This is a genomic window from Sphingomonas beigongshangi, assembly GCF_016820445.1.
GTDB lineage: Bacteria > Pseudomonadota > Alphaproteobacteria > Sphingomonadales > Sphingomonadaceae > Sphingomonas > Sphingomonas beigongshangi.
This window is the reverse complement of record NZ_JADHDT010000008.1, coordinates 134392-156181: the sequence shown is the minus strand read 5'-3', so window position 1 is coordinate 156181 and position 21790 is coordinate 134392. Positions and strand designations below refer to the sequence as shown.

The 21790-nt window shown below is 69.7% G+C and carries 19 protein-coding genes and 1 tRNA gene; 14 read left to right on the top strand and 6 right to left on the bottom strand.

Features of this window, described 5'->3' with window-relative positions; translation table 11 throughout:
* Positions 1-5 precede the first annotated feature (5 nt).
* The 7 genes from tsaE (at position 6) to IQ292_RS15285 (ending at position 9419) form a co-directional block, all read left to right on the top strand.
* Positions 6-452 carry a tRNA (adenosine(37)-N6)-threonylcarbamoyltransferase complex ATPase subunit type 1 TsaE gene (tsaE, locus tag IQ292_RS15315; protein WP_203311179.1) on the top strand — a complete coding sequence of 149 codons (447 nt, stop codon included), beginning with the start codon at positions 6-8 and terminating at the stop codon, positions 450-452.
* Positions 449-1414 (top strand): aminoglycoside phosphotransferase family protein, encoded by a 966-nt coding sequence (locus IQ292_RS15310; protein ID WP_203311286.1) that lies wholly within the window; start codon positions 449-451, stop codon positions 1412-1414. The genes tsaE and IQ292_RS15310 overlap by 4 nt, the downstream gene beginning before the upstream one ends.
* Entirely contained in the window at positions 1411-2166 is a 756-nt protein-coding gene (locus IQ292_RS15305) for a nucleotidyltransferase family protein (RefSeq protein WP_203311178.1), read from the top strand. Before IQ292_RS15310 ends, IQ292_RS15305 begins: the two co-directional genes overlap by 4 nt.
* Positions 2159-5113, top strand: a complete 2955-nt coding sequence (addB, locus tag IQ292_RS15300; protein ID WP_203311177.1) for a double-strand break repair protein AddB — start codon at positions 2159-2161, stop codon at positions 5111-5113. Before IQ292_RS15305 ends, addB begins: the two co-directional genes overlap by 8 nt.
* The gene (gene addA, locus IQ292_RS15295; protein ID WP_203311176.1) at positions 5100-8525 is read left to right on the top strand and encodes a double-strand break repair helicase AddA; all 3426 of its coding nucleotides are present in this window, start codon (positions 5100-5102) and stop codon (positions 8523-8525) included. The genes addB and addA overlap by 14 nt, the downstream gene beginning before the upstream one ends.
* Before the next feature lie 60 nt (positions 8526-8585).
* Positions 8586-8909: a thioredoxin TrxA gene (gene trxA, locus IQ292_RS15290; protein WP_203311175.1), complete on the top strand. Its 324-nt coding sequence runs from the start codon at positions 8586-8588 to the stop codon at positions 8907-8909.
* A 369-nt stretch (positions 8910-9278) separates the two neighbouring features.
* Positions 9279-9419 carry a hypothetical protein gene (locus IQ292_RS15285; protein ID WP_203311174.1) on the top strand — a complete coding sequence of 47 codons (141 nt, stop codon included), beginning with the start codon at positions 9279-9281 and terminating at the stop codon, positions 9417-9419.
* 21 nt (positions 9420-9440) lie between these two features.
* Here IQ292_RS15285 and IQ292_RS15280 read toward each other — a convergent pair whose 3' ends face one another.
* A complete protein-coding gene (locus IQ292_RS15280; protein ID WP_203311173.1) occupies positions 9441-10238 on the bottom strand; it encodes an inositol monophosphatase family protein in 798 nt (265 codons plus the stop codon).
* A gap of 14 nt (positions 10239-10252) precedes the next feature.
* Positions 10253-11482, bottom strand: a complete 1230-nt coding sequence (gene argJ, locus IQ292_RS15275; protein ID WP_203311172.1) for a bifunctional glutamate N-acetyltransferase/amino-acid acetyltransferase ArgJ — start codon at positions 11480-11482, stop codon at positions 10253-10255.
* A gap of 40 nt (positions 11483-11522) precedes the next feature.
* On the opposite strand from argJ, the gene IQ292_RS15270 reads away from it, so the two are divergent.
* Positions 11523-12356: an energy transducer TonB gene (locus IQ292_RS15270; RefSeq protein WP_203311171.1), complete on the top strand. Its 834-nt coding sequence runs from the start codon at positions 11523-11525 to the stop codon at positions 12354-12356.
* A 22-nt stretch (positions 12357-12378) separates the two neighbouring features.
* Here the strand turns inward: IQ292_RS15270 and IQ292_RS15265 are convergent, their stop codons facing one another.
* A complete protein-coding gene (locus IQ292_RS15265; RefSeq protein ID WP_238941143.1) occupies positions 12379-12810 on the bottom strand; it encodes a YybH family protein in 432 nt (143 codons plus the stop codon).
* On the bottom strand, positions 12807-14447 hold the full coding sequence (locus tag IQ292_RS15260) for an EAL domain-containing protein (protein ID WP_338057645.1): 1641 nt from the start codon (positions 14445-14447) through the stop codon (positions 12807-12809). Before IQ292_RS15260 ends, IQ292_RS15265 begins: the two co-directional genes overlap by 4 nt.
* Before the next feature lie 105 nt (positions 14448-14552).
* Between IQ292_RS15260 and moaA the strand changes: the two genes are divergently transcribed.
* From moaA to IQ292_RS15240, 4 genes are all read left to right on the top strand, one after another.
* Positions 14553-15572: a GTP 3',8-cyclase MoaA gene (gene moaA, locus IQ292_RS15255; protein ID WP_420853707.1), complete on the top strand. Its 1020-nt coding sequence runs from the start codon at positions 14553-14555 to the stop codon at positions 15570-15572.
* On the top strand, positions 15569-16348 hold the full coding sequence (locus tag IQ292_RS15250) for an NAD kinase (protein ID WP_203311169.1): 780 nt from the start codon (positions 15569-15571) through the stop codon (positions 16346-16348). The genes moaA and IQ292_RS15250 overlap by 4 nt, the downstream gene beginning before the upstream one ends.
* Positions 16349-16476: 128 nt before the next feature.
* A tRNA-Asn gene (locus tag IQ292_RS15245) sits at positions 16477-16551 on the top strand.
* A 405-nt stretch (positions 16552-16956) separates the two neighbouring features.
* Entirely contained in the window at positions 16957-17163 is a 207-nt protein-coding gene (locus IQ292_RS15240; RefSeq protein ID WP_203311168.1) for a hypothetical protein, read from the top strand.
* Positions 17164-17350: 187 nt separating this feature from the next.
* On the opposite strand, the gene IQ292_RS17825 is transcribed toward IQ292_RS15240, so the two are convergent.
* The gene (locus IQ292_RS17825; RefSeq protein ID WP_275298334.1) at positions 17351-17473 is read right to left on the bottom strand and encodes a hypothetical protein; all 123 of its coding nucleotides are present in this window, start codon (positions 17471-17473) and stop codon (positions 17351-17353) included.
* Positions 17474-17606: 133 nt separating this feature from the next.
* Here IQ292_RS17825 and IQ292_RS15235 point away from each other — a divergent pair, with 133 nt between their 5' ends.
* Positions 17607-18023, top strand: coding sequence for a secondary thiamine-phosphate synthase enzyme YjbQ (locus tag IQ292_RS15235; RefSeq protein ID WP_203311167.1), 417 nt, complete (start codon positions 17607-17609; stop codon positions 18021-18023).
* 113 nt (positions 18024-18136) lie between these two features.
* Positions 18137-18721, top strand: a complete 585-nt coding sequence (locus tag IQ292_RS15230) for a CC0125/CC1285 family lipoprotein (protein ID WP_203311166.1) — start codon at positions 18137-18139, stop codon at positions 18719-18721.
* A 217-nt stretch (positions 18722-18938) separates the two neighbouring features.
* On the opposite strand, the gene secA is transcribed toward IQ292_RS15230, so the two are convergent.
* Positions 18939-21683, bottom strand: a complete 2745-nt coding sequence (gene secA / locus IQ292_RS15225; RefSeq protein ID WP_203311283.1) for a preprotein translocase subunit SecA — start codon at positions 21681-21683, stop codon at positions 18939-18941.
* Positions 21684-21790: the final 107 nt, after the last annotated feature.

The window sequence follows — 21790 nt, the reverse complement described above, 5'->3', positions numbered from 1 at the left end:
GTCTCATGAACGTCGTGCACCTTCCGGATGCCGCCGCGACCGAAGCGTTCGGGGCGAAACTCGCCGCCGTTCTTGAACCCGGGGACGTGATCGCCTTGTCGGGCGACCTCGGCATGGGCAAGACCAGCATCGCGCGCGGGCTGCTCGCCGCGCTGGGCCTGCCAGGCGAAGCGCCGAGCCCGAGCTTCGCGATCGTGCAGCCCTATGCTCCGCCGGAGGTGCGCCTGCCGGTCCTCCACGTCGATCTCTACCGCATCGACGATCCGGCGGAGATCGAGGAACTGGGGCTGGATGACGCGCTCTACGACTCCGCGTTGCTCGTCGAATGGCCCGAACGCGCCGCCGGACGCTGGCCCGAGGCGCTGGCGCTTACCTTGTCGGCGGCACCGGACGGCGGACGAATCTTGACAGCCGATCTGCCCGCGTCATGGAAGCGGCGATGGCCGATATGACTCCGCCGGGCGGCGCGCCCGCCTTCCTCGAACGTCACGGCTGGGCAGGTGCGATCGTGCCGCTCGCGGGCGATGCGTCGTTCCGCCGCTACTTCCGCGTCCATGCCGGCGAACGGCGCGCGATCCTGATGGACGCGCCGCCCCCGCACGAGGACCCGCGGCCCTTCCTCTCCGTCGCGGCCTGGCTCGGCGACCATGGTTTTGCGGCGCCGACGATCCACGCCGTCGACCTCGACCAGGGCCTGGTTCTGCTCGAGGATTTCGGTGACGACCGGCTGCGCGAGGCGGCGGATGCGGATGCGACGGGCGCGCTGCCCCTGTACGAGGCAGCGATCGATGTGCTCGTCGCCCTCGCCCGGCATCCGGCGGAGGGGCTGGAGCCGTACGACCGCGCGGTGCTGCACCGCGAAGCCGCGCTGTTCGTCGAATGGTATTGCCCCGCGGTCGGGCTGGACGTGGATCTGGACGGCTATCGCGCCGCGTGGGACGCGGTGTTCGACCATGCGCTCGCCGCCGAGCCCGTTACCGTGCTGCGCGACTATCATGCAGAAAATCTGATGCTCGTCGGGGCGGAGCGGCGTCTCGGCCTGCTCGACTTCCAGGATGCGCTCGCCGGCCACCCGGCCTACGACCTCGTCTCGCTGCTGCAGGACGCGCGCCGCGACGTTGAGCCTTCGCTGGAGGAGGCGATGCTGGCGCGGTACCGTGCCGCGACCGGGGCGGACGATGCGTTCCTGCGCGCCTATCACGTGCTGGGCGCGCAGCGGAACGCGAAGATCATCGGCATCTTCACGCGCCTGTGGAAGCGGGATGGCAAGCCGCGCTACCCGACCCTGTGCCCCCGCGTATGGGCCTATCTGGAGCGCGACCTGTCGCAGCCGGTGCTCGGCCCCGTCGCCGCCTGGTTCGACGCCAACGTGCCGCCGGAGAAGCGCGGCGACCCGCTGGTGCTCGCCGCATGACGCGGTTGCGCTCGCTGCGTCCGGAGCCTGGCGGACGCGTGCCGGAAACGGCGATGGTCATGGCCGCGGGGCTCGGCAAGCGCATGCGCCCGCTCACCGCGACGCGCCCGAAGCCCCTGGTGGAGGTGGCGGGCAAGCCGTTGATCGACCACGTGTTCGATCGCCTGCGCGCCGCGGGTGTCCGCCGCGCGGTGGTCAACGTCCATTATCTGGGCGACCTGCTCGAAGCGCATCTCGTCAACCGCTACGCCGATATCGAGATCCTGATCTCCGACGAGCGCGCGCAGCTGATGGAGACCGGCGGCGGCCTCGTGCAGGCGCGGCATCTGCTCGGCGACGATCCCATACTCGTCGTCAATAGCGACAATCTGTGGCTCGATGGGCCGGTCGACGCGCTCAAGCTGCTCGCCGCGCGCTGGGACGATGCGCAGATGGACGCGCTGCTCCAGGTGGTTCCCTATGCCCGCGCCAACAACCACAAGGGGCAGGGCGACTTCCGTCTCGCCGCCGACGGGCAGATCGTCGGGCGTCGTCGCGAGGGCGGCACCGCACCCTTCGTCTACACCGGCGTCCAGATCCTGCACCCGCGGATCATCGCGGACTGGCCGGAGGGCCCCTTTTCCACCAACCTGTTCTGGAACCGCGCGATCGAGGCGGGCCGCGCCTTCGGTCAGGTCCACCAGGGATTGTGGTTCGACGTCGGTACCCCGCAGGCGATCGCCAAGACGGAAGTCCTGATCGCGGATGGCTGAGCGCCGCCGCCCCAGACTGTTCACGATCCCGTCGCACAAGGCGTTCGCCGACACGCTGGTCGCGGGGCTGCTGCGACGCGCCGGCGACGATCGCATGGCGCTCGCGCGCGGGCTGGTCCTGCTGCCGAACAACCGCGCCGTCGTGGCGGTGACCAACGCCTTCGTCCGGGCGAGCGGCGGGGGATTGCTGCTGCCGCGACTGGTGGCGCTGGGCAGCCCCGATCTGGGCGAGGCGGTCGGCGCCGCGCTGGACCCGGTGGACGATGCCGCGCCGCCGCCACCCGCCGTCGCGCCCATGCAGCGGCGGATGATCCTGTCGCGACTGGTGCAGGAGGAACGCGCGCGTGCCGGCCAGCCCGTCGACGCTGCCGAGGCCGTCCGGCTCGCCGGCGACCTTTGCCAGACGCTGGACCAGCTGTTGGTCGAGGAAGTGCCGCCGGCGCGGTTGCGCGACATCGATCTCGCGCCCGAGCTCAGCGAGCATTGGCAGCGCGCGCTGTCGACCTTTGCGGTCGTGCTCGAACGCTGGCCCGCGGAACTCGCGCGGCTGGGGATGATCGATGCGGCGACGCGGCGCCGGATGCTGCTCGACCGGCTGGAGGCGCGCTGGCGTGACGCGCCGCCGATCGGCTTCGTCTGCGCGGCGGGCATCACCGATCCCGCACCCGCGGTCGCCCGCCTGCTCCGCTGCGTCGCGGAAGCGCCGGCGGGGATGACGGTGTTCGCCGGGCTCGACCTCGCCATGCCGGACGAGGAATGGGACGCGCTGGGTCCGCATGCGCCCGACGCGGTCACCGGTGCCATCCGTCGGTCCATCGAAACGCATCCGCAATTCCATATGAAGCAGCTGATGGAGCGGATGGGCGTCGGCCGATCGGAGTTCGCGCCCTGGCCGGGCAGCGCCGGCCCGGACGCCGGCGTCGTGCGCGGGCGGGCGATCGCCAATGCGCTCGCACCCGCCGCCTTCACCGGCAAGTGGACCGCGCTGAAGGCGGAGGATCGCCGCCTGACCGGCGTCACCGCCGCCGAACTCGCGACGCCGGCGGAGGAGGCGCAGGCGATCGCGATCGCGTTGCGTGGCGCGCTGGAAGAGGAAGGGCGAACCGCCGCCTTCGTCACCCCGGACCGCGCGCTGGCGCGCCGCGTCGCCGCGCATCTCGAACGCTGGGGCATCACGGCCAACGATTCGGCGGGTCGGCCGCTGTCACTGTATGCGTCGGGTACGCTGCTGCTCGCGCTGGCGGAGGCTGCGGCGCAACGGTTCGCGCCGCTCGCCCTGCTCGCGCTGCTCAAGCATCCGCTGGTCAGAAGCGGCGAGCGGCGGCTGGCATGGCTCGACGGCGTCCGCAGCCTCGATCGCGCGCTCCGGGGGCCGCGCCCGGCGCCCGGTCTGGACGGCATCGCGGCGCATCTCGAACGCGGCGGACGCAAGCGCGCGGCGGCCTGGTGGCAGGAGGCGTCCGAGCTGCTGCGGCCGATCGAGCGGACGTTCGATGACGGGCCACAACCGCTGGCGACGATGCTCGCCTGCCTGCGCGAGACGGCGCAGGGCCTGTGCGGCGACGACCTGTGGGCCGGCTTGCCCGGCCGCGCCGCGGCACAGTTCATGGACGATCTGGAGGCGGATGCCGCGGCCGGGCCTCCGCGCGTCGATCCTGCCGGGCTGGCGCCGCTGCTGCGCGGGTTGCTCGACGAGGTGGCGGTACGCCTGCCGAGCGGGCGCAACCATCCGCGCATCGCGATCTACGGCCTGCTCGAGGCGCGGTTGCAGACCGCCGATCTGATGGTGCTGGGCGGCCTGAACGAAGGCGTCTGGCCCGGGCGGCCCGCGCCCGATCCGTGGCTGGCGCCGCGTATCCGCGCGGCGCTGGGGCTGCCGGGCCTCGAATATGCCGTCGGCGTCGCCGCGCACGAATTCGGCCAGGCCCTCGGCGCGCCGGCGGCCCTCGTCACGCGGGCGCGCCGCGACGCGGCGGGGCCGACGCTGGCGTCGCGACTCTGGTTGCGCCTGCAGGCGATGGCCGGCGACCGCTTCGTGCGCGCGCACGATCTGGAGCGCTGGGTCCATGCGCTCGACGCGCCAGGCGAGCACGCGCCCGCCGATCGGCCCGCGCCCATACCCCCCGCCGCGCGGCGGCCGAGCACGATCTCCGTCACCGAGATCGATCGGCTGAAGGCCGACCCCTATGCCTTCTACGCCCGGCGCGTGCTGGCGCTGATGCCGCTCGACCCGGTCGATGCCGATCCGACCGCCGCCTGGCGGGGCACCGAGGTGCATCGCATTCTGGAGGAATGGTGGAAGCAGGACGGCTGTGCCCCGGACGCGCTGGTCCGCCGGGCCGAGGCGATGCTGGCCGACGAGCGGACGCATCCGATGATGCGCGCGCTGTGGCGCCCGCGTCTGATGGAGGCGATCGACTGGATCGCCGGCGCGGTGGCGGCGCAGGCGGCCGAGGGGCGGCAGGTGGCGAGTGCCGAAGGATCGGGCCGCACCGAGATCGCGGGCGTGACGCTGACCGGCCGTTACGACCGGATCGACCGGTTGTCCGACGGCAGCCTCGCGATCGTCGACTATAAGACGGGCAAGCCGCCCTCCGCCGCCGCCGTCCGGGCCGGCTACAGCCTCCAGCTCGGCCTGCTCGGCGCGATCGTCGAGCGGGGCGGGTTCGCGGACGTGAAGGGCCGTGCCGCGGCGTTCGAATATTGGTCGCTCGGCAAGAAGCGCGACCAGTTCGGCTATATCGACACGCCGGTCCATCCCGACGCCGCGCGCGACCGGATCGCGACCGCCGACTTCACCGCCATCGCCGTCGCCAATTTCGTCGAGGCCGCGGGCAAGTGGCTGACCGGCGCGGAGCCGTTCACCGCCAAGCTCGTCCCCGAATACGCGCCCTATGCCGAATACGACCAATTGATGCGCCGGGACGAATGGTATGGCCGGGACTGACGCGCTCGCCACCTTGCCCCGGCTGAAGGGCGCGCAGGCCGCCGCGAGCGATCCGGAGGCGCATGTCTGGCTCTCCGCCTCGGCAGGGACGGGCAAGACGCAGGTGCTGGCGGCGCGCGTCTTTCGCCTGCTGCTGCGCGGCGTCGATCCTTCGGCGATCCTCTGCCTGACCTTCACCAAGGCGGGCGCGGCGGAAATGGCGCAGCGGATCAACACCCGTCTTGCCGCCTGGGTGCGGATGGCGCCGCCGCAGCTCGCCGCCGATCTCGACGCCCTCGGCGAGCGCGCCACGCCCGACTTGCAGGAACGCGCCCGCACCTTGTTCGCGCGCGTCCTCGACGCGCCGGGCGGGGGCTTGCGCATCCAGACGATCCACGGCTTCTGCCAGAGCCTGCTCGCCGCCTTCCCGGTCGAGGCCGCGCTGACCCCCGGCTTCCGTCCGCTGGAGGCGCGCGAGGAGGCGGTGCTGGCGCGCGAGACGTTGGCGCAATTGCTCGCTGATGCGGAGCGCGAGGGGCGTCTTGCCCCGATCGAAACGATCGGCGCGCTGTCGCTGCGGATGGGCGAGGGCGGCGCGGAAAGCTTCCTGCTCGCCTGCGCACGCTCGCTGCCCGCGCTGGAAGCGCTGCCGAGCGGCATCCAGCCGTGGCTGCGCCGCGCGCTCGACCTGCCGCAGGGCGACATCGGCGAGGCGCTGGCATCGGGTTGCGACCTCATCGACACCGACGTGATCGAGCGGCTCGCGGCGGCGAATCGCGCCTGGGCGTCCGCGACCGGTCTCGGCCATGCGGCGCGGTTCGACGCCTGGCTCGCCGCCTCGCCCGAAAACCGGGCACTGACGCTGGAGGATCTCGCCGGCACGGTACTGACCGGCAAGAACGAACCGCGCAAGGCGTCGAAGAAGCTGGTCGATGCCGAACCGGACTATGAGACGCTGGCGGCGGAACTCGGCGCGCACTGCCTCGACCTGCTGGCGCTGACCAGCCGCGCTGCCTATGCCGACCTGCTCGCCGCGGGGCTGGAGGTCGGCCGCGACTATGCCCGTGCCTATGCGGCGGCGAAGCGGCGGATCGGCGCGGTCGATTTCGACGACCTGATCGCGGTCACCGTCCGCCTGCTCGAACAGCCCGGCATCGGCGAGTGGGTGCGCTACAAGCTCGACCAAGGCACGGAGCACGTGCTGATCGACGAGGCGCAGGACACCAACCTCAACCAGTGGCGGATCGTCACCGCGCTGGCGGCGGAATTTTTCGTCGGCCGCGGCGTCTTCGCCCCGTCGACGCGTACGCTGTTCACCGTCGGCGACTACAAGCAGGCGATCTTTGGGTTCCAGGGGACGGACCCGATCAACTTCCGCTGGGCGGAGGGGCATTTCGCGCAGCGCGCCGCGTCGGTCGCGGGCGATCTCGACTGGCCCGCGCACGAGCGCGGCCTGCCGTTCAACCAATTGTCGCTCACCCATTCCTTCCGCTCGACGCGGCCCGTGCTCGAATTCGTCGACGCGGCGGTGGCGACGCTGGGCGAGCCGGGCCTCGGCATCGCCGGCGACCTGGAGCGCCATGCCAGCGAGGTGGTCGGGCCGGGACGCGTCGACCTGTGGCCGCCCGTCGTCGCGGGCGGCAGCGAGGAGGACGAGGAAGGCTGGATCGACGACGCGGTACGCGAGCAGGCGGTGCGCATCGCCCGCGCCGTGCGCGACTGGCTGAAGCAGGGCCTGATGCTGGAAAGCAAGGGCAGGCCGCTCAGGCCCGAGGATGTGATGATCCTCGTCAAGCGGCGTGGCGACCTGGCCTCGCTGATCGTTGCGCGGCTGTATGCGGAGGGGGTGCCGGTGGCCGGCGTCGACCGGCTGCGGCTCAACGCACCGCTGGCGGTGCAGGACCTGCTGGCCGCGATCCGCTTCGTGCTGCAACCCGACGACGACCTGTCGCTCGCCGCCTTGCTCGTCTCGCCGCTGATCGGCTGGACCCAGGACGAACTGATGGCCGCCGCGCCGCGGGAGACGGGCAGCCTGTGGTCGCGACTCGTCGATACGCAACCCGAAGCGCGGCTGGCGCCGCTGCGCGCCATGCTCGGCCGCGCCGACATCGACACGCCCTATCAGTTCCTCGAGGCGCTGCTGTCCGGCCCGCTCGACGGCCGGCGCAAGCTGATCCGCCGGCTCGGCGAGGAGGCGCGCGACCCGATCGAGGAGTTGCTGAACGCCGCGCTGCTGTTCGAGACCACGTCCACGCCATCGCTGCAGCGTTTCCTCGACTGGTTCGATCGCGGCGACGTGGAAATCGTCCGCGACCCGTCCGCGCCACTCGACGCGGTGCGGGTGATGACCGCTCATGGTGCCAAGGGCCTGCAGGCGCCGCTTGTCATCCTCGCCGACGCCACCGTCGACCCGACCGCGGCGCCGCGCACGCTGGTGCGCTGGACGCCGGAGCCGGGCGCGCAGCCTATCCCGATCTTCCGCCCGCGGTCGGCGGAGCGGGGTGGTCCGCTGGACGAGGCGATCACCACGCTCGAGCGGCGTGAGCTGGAGGAGCATTGGCGGCTGTTCTACGTCGCTGCGACCCGCGCGGAGGAGCGGCTGGTGATCGGCGGCGCGCTGGGGTCGCGGGCCAAGGGCGTGCCGCCCGCCGCCAGCTGGTACGCCGCTGCCGAGCGCGCCTTTACCGCGCTGGGCGTCGAGGGGGAGGGCGTCCGCAGCTTCGCCGGCACCGATCCGCAGCCGCCGGTACGGCCGCGTGCGGCAGCAAAGGTCGAGGAGGTAGCCCCCACGGACATTCCCGACTGGGCCCGTCGCCCGGCGCCGCAGGAAAGCCGTCCGCCGCGCCCGCTCGCGCCCTCGTCGCTCGGCGAGGACGAAGTCAGCGACCCGCCGCCCGGTCCTGCCATGCGCGCCGCGGCGGAGCGCGGGCGGCTGTACCATGCGCTGTTCGAGCGGCTTCCGGCTGTGGCCCCTCACGCGCGGGCGGCAGCGGGCGAGCGCTGGCTCGCCACCGCCGGCGGTCTTGTCGATTCGGCGGCGCGGGGCGAGATCGTCGATTGCGTGCTGTCGATCCTCGACGATCCGCGTTTCGCCGACCTGTTCGGACCCGATGCGCTGGCGGAGGCGCCGATCGCCGCGACGATCGGCGGGGGGATCGTCGTGTCGGGCACGGTCGACCGTCTCCTGGTGACCGAGGATGCGGTCCGCGTCGTCGATTTCAAGACGGGCCGCCGGCCGCCCACCACCCTCGCCGACGTGCCGCATTACCATCTCGCGCAGATGGCCGCCTATGCGGCGGCGCTCGCGATCGTCTTTCCGGGACGGCGGGTGGAGGCCGGATTGCTCTATACCGCCGGCCCGCGCCTGTTCGACCTGCCGCCCGATCTGCTCGCCGCGCAGAAGCCGGGCTTGCATCGAGCGGAGCAAAGCTAGGGCTCGGGCGGTTGAGCCGGCACGCGTGCCATCCTAGATGGGACGCAAAGGAGACTATTCATGGCGACGAAGACGATCACCGATTCCAGCTTTCAGTCCGACGTGCTCAACGCCGACGGGCCTGTGCTGGTCGATTTCTGGGCCGAATGGTGCGGACCCTGCAAGATGATCGGGCCGAGCCTCGAGGAACTGTCGGAAGAGCTGGGTGAGAAGGTGACGATCGCCAAGCTCAACATCGACGACAATCCCGACGCGCCCGGCCGCTACGGCGTGCGCGGCATCCCGACCATGATCCTGTTCAAGGGCGGCGCCCCGGCGGCGACCAAGGTCGGTGCCGAGCCGAAGGGCCGCATCAAGGCATGGCTGGAGGGCGAGCTGGCGTAAGAGCGCCGTCCTCGTCAGGACCAGGTGAAATGGAGCGGGGTGGCGCGACATTGTTCGCCCACCCCGTTTTTGTGCGCCCCTGACCGGATGGGAGTTGCCGAACTTCAGGTTTTTCGTTGATGTTGCGCGGGTTGTCGGCAGTTGTTGATATTGGTGGAATCCGCCGGTTATCGATCAGAAGATAATATTCGCGTTCCACGTTCGGCCTTCATGCATCGGCAATGCCCTTTGTAGCGCCGAATCGGTCGACGGAATTCATGAGCGGGTCTCTTCAAAAACCGTTTGCTCAGAGATAATTGTAGAAAAAGCCTTTCCTGCAGCTTTGTATGTCGATATCCGACATGTATAAGACAGGGAGCCCCTCCGCCTATGCACGATTCCGAAGATTGGGCTCCCGTCCGGACACGTTTGCACGAGGTGCTCGTCTGGGTCGCCTTCGGCGGCGTACTCGGTATCTTCTGGCGTGAGATCTTGCGGCTCGTACGGCACTGGCTGCTTCAGGCGGGCTGAACGCGTGCCGCTACGCGACCGCTAGCCCTCCAGGATCGCCAATGCCTGCTCCCACAGGTCCGCCGACGCCGCTGCGATCATGCCGCTGCGGCCGTCGCCGATCCGGTAATCCGCGCCGTCCAGCCGGCGGACCACGCCACCCGCCTCGCGCAGGAAGAGACTGCCGGCGGCGTGGTCCCACGGCAGGGTACGACGGAATAGTGCGGCGTCGTTGTCGCCGAGCACCAGCCGGGGATATTGCTCCGCCGCGCAGCGGGGCATCGGGACGATCTGCCAGCGGCCGGCCGCGCGCGCGTCGATATCCGCCAGTTCCTCGGCCGACAGGAAATAGCTCGCCACGCCCGCCACCGGCTGCGGCCCCGACGATCGATGCGCCGTCACCTGCACGCCGTCGACGAACGCACCACCGCCCGAAACGGCGTGGACGAGCCGTCCGCTGACGGGGTCGAGGATCCAGCCCGCCTCGACCACGCCATCGTCGGCGAGCGCGACCATGATGCCGAACGGCGTGCGACCGTTGGCATAATTGTTGGTGCCGTCGATCGGATCGACGATCCAGACCCGGCCATGATCGAGCCCCTCCAGCAGCGAGGCGTCGGCCGACACCGCTTCCTCGCCCACGACGCGGGCGTGCGCGTCGATCGCGCTCAATCCCTCGGTCAGCGCGGCCTCGCTCGCGCGGTCTGCGACCGTGACGAGGTCGTCCGCCGCCTTCTCGATCACCTGGTCGGGCGACAGATTGCGGAAATGCGGCATGACGATATCCGCACCGACGCGGCGCATCAGCGCGACGACGGCGTCGTGGTGGTCGTGGATCATGGCGGCGCCGGTCCTCAGCTGCGATAGTCGGCGTTGATCGAGATGTAGCCGTGCGTCAGGTCGCAGGTCCACACCGTCGCGCGGCCATCGCCGAGACCCAGGTCGACGCCGATTTCGATCTCCTGCCCCTTCAGATGCGCGGCGACGGGCGCCTCGTCATAGCCCTCGACGGCGAGGCCGCCTTCGGCCACCTGCGTCGCCCCGAAGCGGATCGCCAGCCGGTCGCGCTCCGCCGGCTCGCCCGCCTTGCCGACCGCCATCACGATGCGGCCCCAATTGGCGTCCTCGCCCGCGATCGCCGTCTTGACCAGCGGAGAGTTCGCGATCGACATGGCGATGCGACGCGCGCTGCCATCGCTTTCCGCGCCCTCGACGGTGATCTCGATGAGCTTCTGCGCGCCCTCGCCGTCGCGCACCACCAGCAGGGCAAGTTGGCGGCAGAGGTCGGCGAGCGCCGCGGCGAAGGCGTCGGCGCCGTCGCTGTCGGCGTCGACCAGCGGCGTGTTGCCGGCCTTGCCCGTTGCGAAGGCCAGCACCGTGTCGCTGGTCGAGGTGTCGCCGTCGACGGTGATGCACGAGAAGGTGCGGGCATTGGCCGCGCTTAGCCCGCCTTGCAGGAACGCCGGGTCGACCGCGGCATCGGTGAAGATGAAGCCCAGCATCGTCGCCATGTCGGGGGCGATCATGCCCGATCCCTTGATGATCCCGACCAGGGTCACGGTCCTGCCTTCGACGATTGCGGTCGTCGTCGCGCCCTTCGGATAAGTGTCCGTCGTGCCGATCGTCTCGGCCGCCGCCTGCCAGTCGCAGGCGTCCGCGGCGAACGCGAAGTCCAGGCCGGCTTCTGCCTTGTCGATCGGCAGCGGCACCCCGATCACGCCCGTCGATGCGACGAAGACGTCGGAGGGTTGGCAGCCGAGATGCTGCGCGGTGCGCGCCGCGATCGCCTCGACCGCGGTGCGGCCGCGGTTGCCGGTGAAGGCGTTCGAATTGCCGGCGTTGACGACCAACGCGCGCGCCTGGCCCAGCGTCAGCGCCTTGCGGCACCATTCGACCTCGGGCGAGGGACATTTGCTCTGCGTCAGCACGCCCGCGACCGACGTACCCGGATCGAGCGCGACGAAGGTGAGGTCGCAGCGGTCCCACGCCTTGTACCGGGCTCGCGCGACGTGCGGCACGACGCCCGCGATCGGGGGCAGGTGGGGGAAGGTGGCTGGGGCCAGCGGAGAGATGGACGAGGACATGCCGCCCCCATAAGCTGGTTCCGGGACAGGGCAAAGACACATGATCGACGCAGACGAGCCGGCAGCACCGACGATATTGTATGCCGGCACGCGGCCGCCGCCCCGCCCGCGCCGGCGCCTGTCGGGTGACAACAGGTCGCTGATGATCGGTGTGCTTCTGGCCATCGCCGCGATCGTCATCGCCGGCACCATCGTGGCGGCCATGCTCGCCGTCCGCGGCTATCAGGTATATCGCGACGGTCGGCGACAGGAGCCGGCCGCGCCGCCGCAAGTCATCGGCGCTCGTCTGAAGAAGGCGGCCGAGGTGGCGTCCCCACGCGTATTGAAGAAGGGGTTCGTGCCCGCCGCGCCGATAGGGGATCAGGGTTCCTGGTTTCCGTCCGATGCTTATCCGGCGGAAGCGCGGCGTCGAGGCGAGGAGGGTCGGGTCTCTGTGCTGCTGGCGATCGATGCGCAAGGCCGGGTCGCGGGCTGCACCGTCATGACGTCGAGCGGGTCGGCGATCCTCGATGAGCAGACCTGCGCGCTGGCACGGCGCAACGCCCGCTTTTCACCGGCGCGGCAGGATGGGGTTGCGGTGGGCGCTACGTATCGCATGCGTGGTGTCAGATGGGCGCTGGATCCTGCCGCCTCGCAGCGCATGGAGGTCGGGCAGGCGCCAAGGTTCCTGGTCGACCAGGTGATCGAGGTGGCGGTGACGCCAGAGGGGGCGGTGTCCGGCTGCAAGGTCGTGCGCCAGGGAACGCCAAGTGGCGATCCCTGCGCGTCGGCTCCGATCGGCCGGAAGCTGTTTGCGCCGCCGGTGCGCGACGGCCGGCCGACGACGGCCCGCGTCCGACTCGCGTCGAGGATGCTGCTGCTACCGGCGCAATAGCCGACGGGCTAAGGCTGAGCCCTCAGCTGCTATGGTCGGAAATGATCTTCCAGCCTTCCGGCCGGCGTTCGAACAGCAGCGAGGTCATGCCGGTGTCGGTCCGGCCGCCGGGATAGCGCAGCGTCCAGCGCGCCCACAGCATCTGGTGGACGTTGCTGATCCGGCGGTGGCCGAGCATCTGGAAGCTCAGTGCGCCGCGCTTGGTCGGGTCGGTGCCATAGCCCTTGTCGTAGCGGGCGGCGATCGCCGCCTTGCCGCGGACGAGGCCGTCCTTGGTCACGAAGACGGCATCACCGGCGTAGATGTCTAGGAACTTCGCCATGTCGCCGCTGGTCCAGCCCGCGGCGCTCGCGACCATCGCCGCCTCGATCGCGGGTTGCGGATCCGCGTCGGGGGCGGGGGCGGGGATGGGGGCGGGCGCGACCAGCGCGGCGGCGAGCAGGATCGGCATCATCGTTCGTCCTCCGTGACGGGATTGACCAGCATCGCGAGGCGCGCCTCGTCGAGCGGGGGTGCGAGCAGGAAACCCTGGTATATGGCGCATCCTTCCGCCGCGAGCAGCGCCCGCTGCGCCTGCGTCTCCACGCCCTCCGCGATCACCGGCAGGCCGAGCGACCGCGCCAGCGTCATCACCGCGCGGACCACCCCCCGATGGCGCGCGCCGTCGCCGACCGCCAGTGCCTTGTCCAGCTTGAGATAGTCGAGCGGCAGCGCCGTCAGATAGGCGAGGCTGGAATAGCCGGTGCCGAAATCGTCGAGCGCGACCTTGATGCCCGCATCGCGCAGCGCGTCGAGCACGCCGGCCGCAGCTTCCAGGTCGCGGATCGCGCTCGATTCGGTGATCTCGACGGTCAGTCGCGCCGGCGGAAAGCCGCTGGCGGCGACGCGGGCGAGGAACGCGTTCGCGAAGCCCGGGCGGCCGAGATCGGCCGGCGTCAGGTTGAGCGCGACCCGCAAGGCGGCGCGGGCATCCCGCCACGCCGCGGCGCGCGTCAGCACCAGCGACTGGATGTGGTCGGACAATGCCAGCCCGAGGTCGGCGCGCTCCGCCGCGGCAAACAGCACGTCCGCGCCGAGCGCGCCCAGCCGGCCGTGCCGCCAGCGTGCCAGCGCCTCGACCCCGATCACCCCGCCGTCGCCGATCCGGGCCTGGGGCTGGAACAAGATGTCGATCTCGCCCTGCTCGATGGCATAATGCAGGTCGACCGCCATCGCATCGAGCGGCGCGGCGCCTTGTGGACCGACGACGCGGACCATGCCGCTGTCGCTGGCCTTGGCGGCGGCGAGCGCCTCCGCGGCGCGGCGCAGCAGGCGACCGGCATCGTCGCCCTGCACACTGCCGGCCATCGCCCAGCGACTGCCGAGCACCGCGAGCCGCCCCGCGACCGCGAGGGGCTTCGCCAGCGCGCCGTCCAGCCTGGCCGCCAGCCGGTCGAGCGTCGCCGCATCCGCCGCCGCGGCGACGATCAGTTCGCCGCCGCTCGGCACCGCGACGATCGCCGCATCGCCGAGCAGGTCGGCTACGATCGCCTCGACCTGGTGGCGCGCCTCCGCAATCAGCACGTCGCCCGTCGCCCGACCGCGTGCGGCGTTCAGGATGTCGAGGCGCGACAGGGCGATCATCAGCACGCCGATCGGGGCGCCCTGCGCCAGTCGGGCCGCGATCCAGCGCTCCGCGACCGCGACCTGTTCGTCCTCCCGTTCGCTGGGCAGGCGGCGGTCGTCGGGGCGGGCGCCCGCGCGATTGGCGTGGCGGCGGGCGAAGCGGAGCGTCTGGCGGACCGAATCGTCGGCGGCGTCGCAGGCGAAATGCGTCGCACCGGCGGCGTAGAGCGCATCGAGCGTCGCGTCGTCGTCGACCGTGTCGAGCAGTGCGACCAGCGCGCCGCCCGTCGCGGCGGCGAATCCGCCCAGTGCGCGCACCGCCTCGATCCCCGATTCGGCGTCGCGGCGCGCATCGACCAGCGCCACCGCGGCGTTGCCCGCCATCGCCGCGTGCACGTCCGCCTGCCGCGCCGTGCTGACGATCCAGCCGTCCGCGCGCGCCACGGCCGCCAGTCGATCATGATCCTGCGGCGACACGATTATCACGGTGCCGCGCTCGTCTCTCCGCCCCATCGTGCCACGACTAGGCGGTGCGACCGTTTCGGGCAATGTGGAACGGACTTGTCCGCGCCGGGTTGACGTCCTAGCTCGATGACCATGGCCTCCGCTCCACCTTTTCCCGATCAGCGGCTGGTCGATGCGCATGGCCGGGCGATCCGGTATCTGCGCATCTCGGTCACCGACCGCTGCGACCTGCGCTGCCGCTATTGCATGGCGGAGCAGATGACGTTCCTGCCGCGGGCAAAGCTGCTCAGCCTCGACGAGATCGCGATCATCGCGGAACGCTTCATGGCGCGCGGCGTGACGAAGATCCGCCTGTCGGGCGGGGAGCCGCTGGTGCGGCGCGACGTCGGCGATCTGGTGCGCCGCCTCGGCCGTCATGTCGGCCAGGGCCTCGACGAGCTGACGATGACGACCAACGGGACGCGGCTGGCCCAATATGCGGACGAGATGGTCGCGGCGGGCATCCGGCGCATCAACGTCAGTCTCGACAGCCTCGATGCCGACCGGTTCCGCTTCATCACCCGGCATGGCGACCTCGGCCAGGTGCTCGGTGGCATCGCGGCGGCGAAGGCGGCCGGGCTCGCGATCAAGATCAACATGGTCGCGCTCGCCGGGCTCAACGAGGACGAGATCGGCACCATGCTGCAATGGTGCGTCGACGAAGGGCATGACCTGTCGCTGATCGAGACGATGCCGCTCGGCGCGATCGACGAGGATCGCGTCGACCGGTTCGTGCCGCTGACGCGTGTCTTCGAGGCGCTGGCCGCGCGCTTCCCTCTGGCCCGCGACCCGCATCGCACGGGCGGTCCGGCGCGCTACTGGCGCGTCGGCGAGAGTGCGACGCGGCTCGGCCTGATCTCTCCGCTGACCGCCAATTTCTGCGACGGCTGCAACCGCGTGCGGCTGACCACCGAAGGTACGTTGTACATGTGCCTGGGTCACGAGGATCGCGTCGATCTAAAGGCGGCGCTCCGCGACGGCGGCATACCGGGCCTGGACGCGGCGATCGATCAGGGGCTGATGCGCAAGCCCGCGCGGCACGACTTCACCATCGGCGCAGGCGCCGCGCCCGCGACGACGCGGCACATGAGCGTCACAGGCGGATGAACGCCTTCGAACGGCGCGCGCTCGTCGCCTCGCCCACCGCACCCGCGCAGGCCGCCGCCGCCGAACTGGCGGATGCCGCCGACTGGGTCGATCCGGCCGAGGCGGATGTCATCATCGCCCTGGGCGGCGACGGTTTCCTCCTCCAGACGCTCCACGCGCAGCTCGATCAGCGTCGCCCGGCGGTACCCGTGTTCGGGATGAACCTGGGCACGGTCGGGTTCCTGATGAACGAATGGCGGCGCTTCGACCTCGGCGAACGGCTCGCCCGCGCCAAGCCGTTCAAGGTGACGCCGCTCAGCGCCACCGTCACCGGCATGGACGGCCGCGTGCATCAGGCGCCGGCGATCAACGAGGTGTCGCTGCTGCGCGAGACGCGGCAGACCGCCAAGCTGGAAGTGACGGTCAACGACCGGATCGTGCTCGACGAGCTCGCCTGCGACGGCATATTGGTGGCCACCCCCGCGGGGTCGACCGCCTACAACCTGTCCGCGCAGGGGCCGATCCTGCCGCTTGGCTCGAACATGCTCGCGCTGACGCCGATCAGCCCGTTCCGCCCGCGGCGCTGGCGTGGCGCGATCCTGCCCGACAAGGCGCGGATCTCGATCCGCGTCCTCGACCCCGGCAAGCGACCCGTGTCGGCGGTCGCCGACCAGCGCGAGTTCCGCGACGTCGCAGAGGTGGCGATCGGCATGGATCGCGCGCGCGAGCTGACGTTGCTGTTCGATCCCGAACATGCGCTGGACGATCGCATCACCATGGAACAGTTCATCGCCTGACCCGCGCCGCCGGGCCGCGCAGGGCAGGTGGAACGCCTCCGACACGCCATTGTGGAAAACCCGCGAAAACGGGGTTGCGCGATCCGAATTGCCGTTTATAGACCCCCTCCACACAGCGACGGTAACGGTCCCTGATAGCTCAGCGGTAGAGCTCTCGACTGTTAATCGAGCGGCCGTTGGTTCGAATCCAACTCAGGGAGCCATCGCTTCGCCCTTGCGAAGCTGACCTGCCGTCACTGTGTCCTTCCCGATTAGCGGTTGCCAAGCCTTTCGCGACGCGACATCATGGCCGCTGGCGAGGCGCACAACGCGCCCGCGGGAGAGGCTTCACATGATCTACCTGGAATTGGCGATCGGCGCGATGGCCGCGGCAGTGCTCGCGGTGCCCGTCCTGCTCGCGGTCACGAGCAAGCCTTCGGTGGACGCGGAGGACTCGCTGCCGGGCTGAGCCAGCCGAGGGGTGTGGGCATCGCCGCATGGCGCGACTGCACCGAACCTTCACATATTGATCACGTTTAACGCATCGGAAATGGCGCGCGATTAGGGTAGGGGCGACGCGAGCATGCCGCGCAATGGCATGCCGCTTCGTTTGTACAGGATCGTCGCCCGTGGACCTCATGCATCGTGCGACCGCCGCACAACTCGTCGCCTCGCTGCATCGTCCGTTGCGGGCATCGGTCGGCGAATGCCTGGACCTCTGGCGGCGGCTCGATGACGTCACGCGTGCCCACGCCTATCTGGTGCTCGAGGGCCCGGAGCCGAATGCGCGGCGCACGCTCAATGCAACGGAGATCGCCGCCCTCGTCGCGCACTGATCGACAGCGTCGGCCGTCGCCAGGATCGAAACGGCGTGGTGCGCCCGTGCCGACTGCATCGGAACCGAGGCGAAAAGGCAGGCCCGATTGCGCGAGAGCCCGTTTCCAAACGGGGGCTAACCCTCGCAACACAGCGTTCGGTGTGGCTGCGCGGGGCCGCCGCCGCTATCGACGCACGGATCACGCCCTAGCTTCGCTCGAAACCGATCGCGATCGCCACCGCGAGCACGACCAGCACGGCCAGGAAGACGAGCATGCGCGGGATCGCCTGCCGCTGCGGCTTGTTCCGGAAGGGGTCCTCGTCGGCCATCGGTTGATCTCTCAATATGTTATCGACCAGCCTTAACGTCCGGCGGTAGCTTTGGTGACGTCGGCGAGCGGTTGCTTGCCGCGTGCGCATGCCCGCCCCACATGCTGGGTTGTCAACATCGAAAGGGAAGCGAATGCGGCAGGCGCTGGGCATGCTGGCCATCGACACGCGCGGCAAGGGGCTGCTCGAGATCACCGAGCGCGTTGCGGGCTGGGTGGCGGAGCAAGGCCTCGCCGACGGCCTGCTCACGATCTTCTGCCGTCACACCTCCGCGTCGCTGGTGATCCAGGAGAATGCCGCGCCGGCCGTGCGCCGCGACATGGAGGCCTATTTCGAGCGGATCGCGCCAGAGGACGCGGCCTACGAGCATGACGACGAGGGACCAGACGACATGCCGGCCCATCTGCGCACCGCGCTGACCGGCGTGCAGCTGACCATTCCGCTGATCGACGGCGCGCTCGCGCTCGGCACGTGGCAGGGGATCTATCTCTTCGAACATCGTCGCCGGCCGCACCGCCGCAGCCTCGCACTGCACCTGATCGGCGCCTGAACGCGGCGATGGAGCGTGCCATGATGGAGCCAAGTCGTTCATCGCTCGTTCGACTCGCATAGCGTAAGAACGGCGGGTTCGCCGCACCCGCGCGCGAATGGAGTATGGGAAACATGATGCATCTTGGCCGTAAGGCGATGATCGCGGCGATGGCCGCGAGCACGCTGATGGTCGCGGGTTGCGCGACCGAGACCACATACCGGCCCGCCACGGGCCAGGGCTTCAATCGGACGGGTTACAGCGAACGGCGGATCGAGCCGGATCGCTTCATCGTCAGCTTCGCCGGCAACAGCGTCACGTCGCGCGACACGGTCGAACGCTACCTGCTGTTTCGCGCCGCCGAACTGACGCTGCAGAACGGCTTCGACTATTTCGTCATGGCCAACCGCGACACCGATCGCCAGTCGCAGGTCTATACGACGCCGGGGATCGGCGGCTTCGGTGGATTCGGCGGTTATTGGGGCCCGGCGTGGCGCTATTACGGCCGCGGCTTCGGCTGGCGCACTTGGGACCCGTGGTTCGGTGGCTTCGGCCCCTGGGACAATGGGTTCGATATCCGCCAGATCGACCGGTACGAGGCGACCGCGGAAATCGTCATGCGCCACGGGCCGATCCCGCGCGACAATCTGCGCGCGTTCAACGCCCGCTCGGTCGTCGACACGATCGGGCCGAGCGTGGTGCTGCCCAAGGCGAACTGACGCGGCGCGGCGGGCCGACGCCGGACGCAAAGTGGGGCCGGTCGCGGATCGCGCGACCGGCCCCTTTTCATTGGCCCCGCCCTGCACCGATCCATCCCCTCGCCGGATCGCACACCAGATGGGTGCAGTGCGCGGACATGGACCCCGGCAGCGGTGCCGCGGCGTCGCTCTCGCGGCCCGCGCCCGTCCCAACGGGCGCGGCTAGCGCCACTTCGCTTCAGGCGGTTACCGCGCCATGGCAATGCTTGTACTTGCGGCCCGATCCGCACGGACAGGGAGCGTTGCGATTGACGCGGCCTTCCCAGCCGGCCGGATCGTCGCCCAGGTCCGGCGCCTCGGGCTGCACCATCTGCATCGGCGGCAACTGCGGCATGACGCGGCCCAGCGTGGCGGCGTCGATGTCCGCCGAATTGTCCTCGCCGGTGAACGGGTCGAAGTGCGTCGTGATGAAATCGGGCAGCTCCGGCAGCGGCGGCGGCGCCTGGATCTGGAACTCGGCATAGGCGATCGTGCGGCTGACGTCCTCGCGGATCGCGTCGAGCATCCGCTGGAACAGGCTGAACGCCTCCTGCTTGTACTCGTTGATCGGCGTCTTCTGCGCATAGGCGCGCAGATGGACGACCTGGCGCAGCGCGTCGAGCGTCGCCAGATGCTCCTTCCAATGATGATCCAGATTCTGGAGCAGGATCGATTTCTCGACCTGCTGCCACGTCTCCGGCTCGAGCTGCGCGGCCTTTTGCGCAACCATCGCATCGGCCGCCTCGCGCACGCGCTCCTCGACGATCTCCGGATCGATCGCGTCTTCCGTCAGCCAGTCTTCCACGGGCATGTCGAGGTTCAGCGTCTCGACCAGCCGCGTCTTCATGCCGGCGACGTCCCATTGTTCCGGATAGGAACCGACCGGGCAGGCCTCGCCGACGATCACGTTGACCGTCTCCGCGCGCATGTCGCTGACGACGTCACCGACCGTCTCGGCATCCATGATGTCGGCGCGCTGCTCGTAGATGACCTTGCGCTGGTCGTTCATCACATCGTCATATTCGACGACCTGCTTGCGGATGTCGTAGTTGCGCGCCTCGACCTTCTTCTGCGCGGTCTCGATCGCCTTGGTCAGCCACTTCGACCCGATTGCCTCGCCGTCCTCGATATTCGACCGCATCATGCGCGCGAACAATGTGTCGGGGCCGAAGATGCGCAGCAGGTCGTCGTCGAGGCTGAGGTAGAAGCGCGACAGGCCGGGGTCGCCCTGGCGGCCAGAACGGCCGCGCAGCTGGTTGTCGATGCGCCGGCTCTCGTGCCGCTCGGTGCCGAGCACGAACAGGCCGCCCGCCGCGAGCACTTCCTGCTTCTCGACCTCGATCTCCTCTCGGATGCGCGCCGCCGCCGCCTCATATTCGGGCGTACCCTCGACCAGGTCGGGATGCTCGTCGAGCATCCGGAATTCGAGGTTGCCGCCCAATTTGATGTCGGTGCCGCGGCCGGCCATGTTGGTCGCGATCGTCACCGCCGACTTGCGACCGGCCTGCGCGACGATATGCGCCTCCATCTCGTGGTAGCGCGCGTTGAGCACCTTGTGGTCGACGCCCTCCTGCACGAGGAATTCGCTCAGCAGCTCGGACTTCTCGATCGACACCGTGCCGACCAGTACCGGCTGGCCCTTGGCGGCATGTTCCCGGATCTTCTTGGCGATCGCGCGGAACTTGTCGTTGGTGTCCTTGTAGAATTCGTCCTCCTCGTCGACGCGCTGGACGGGCACGTTGGTCGGGATGGTGACGACGTTCATCTTGTAGATGTCGTAGAATTCGGCCGCTTCCGTCGCCGCGGTACCGGTCATGCCGGCGAGCTTGGGATACATGCGGAAATAGTTCTGGAAGGTGATCGAGGCCATCGTCTGGTTCTCGGGCTCGATCGTGACGCCCTCCTTCGCCTCGACTGCCTGGTGCAGGCCGTCGGACCAGCGGCGCCCGTCCATCATGCGGCCGGTGAATTCGTCGATGATGACGACCTTGCCGTCCTTGACGATATAATCGGTGTCGCGCTTGAACATCATGTTCGCGCGCAGCGCCTGGTTGAGGTGATGGACCACCTGCGTATTCTCGAAGTCGTAGAGGTTGGCGCCCTGTAGCAGGCCCGCCGCCTCCAGGAGCCGCTCGGCCTTCTCGGTGCCGTCCTCGGTCAGGATGATCGACTTCTGCTTCTCGTCCTTCTCGTAATCGTCGGCGCTCAGCTGCTTCACGATCGCGTCGACGCCCATGTACAGTTCCGACTTGTCGTCGGTCGGGCCGGAGATGATCAGCGGCGTGCGCGCCTCGTCGATCAGCACCGAATCGACCTCGTCGACGATCGCCATGCTGAAGGCGCGCTGCACCATCGACGAGCGCTCGTACTTCATGTTGTCGCGCAGATAATCGAAGCCGAACTCGTTGTTCGTTCCGTAGGTGATGTCGCTGTTGTAAGCGGCGCGGCGCTGCTCGTCGGTCAGATTGGGGATGATCGTACCGACCGTCAGACCCAGGAAGCGATAGACCTGGCCCATCCACTCCGCGTCGCGGCTGGCGAGATAGTCGTTGACGGTGATGACATGGACGCCGTCGCCCGGCAGCGCATTGAGATAGGTGGCGAGCGTCGCGACCAGCGTCTTGCCCTCGCCGGTGCGCATCTCGGCGATCTCGCCGCGATGGAGGACGATGCCGCCGATCATCTGTACGTCGAAATGGCGCATGCCGAGCACGCGCACCGCCGCCTCGCGCACGGTGGCGAAGGCTTCGGGCAGCAGGTCGTCGAGCTTCGTGCCGTTGGCGAGCTGCTCGCGGAACTTGGCGGTCTGGCCGGCGAGGTCCTCGTCCGACAGCGCCTGCAGCTGCGGCTCGAAGGCGGCGATCTTGGCGATGATCGGGTTCAGGGACTTGACGTACCGGTCGTTGGACGAACCGAACAGGGATTTGGCGAGGCCGCCGAGCATAAGCGTGATGTCCTGATGAAGGCCGGCGCGCACGCGATGACAGGCGGCGCGGCCGATGATGACATGGGTCGTGGGCGCAGGCGGCCGAAGCCACGGGACGTTCGATG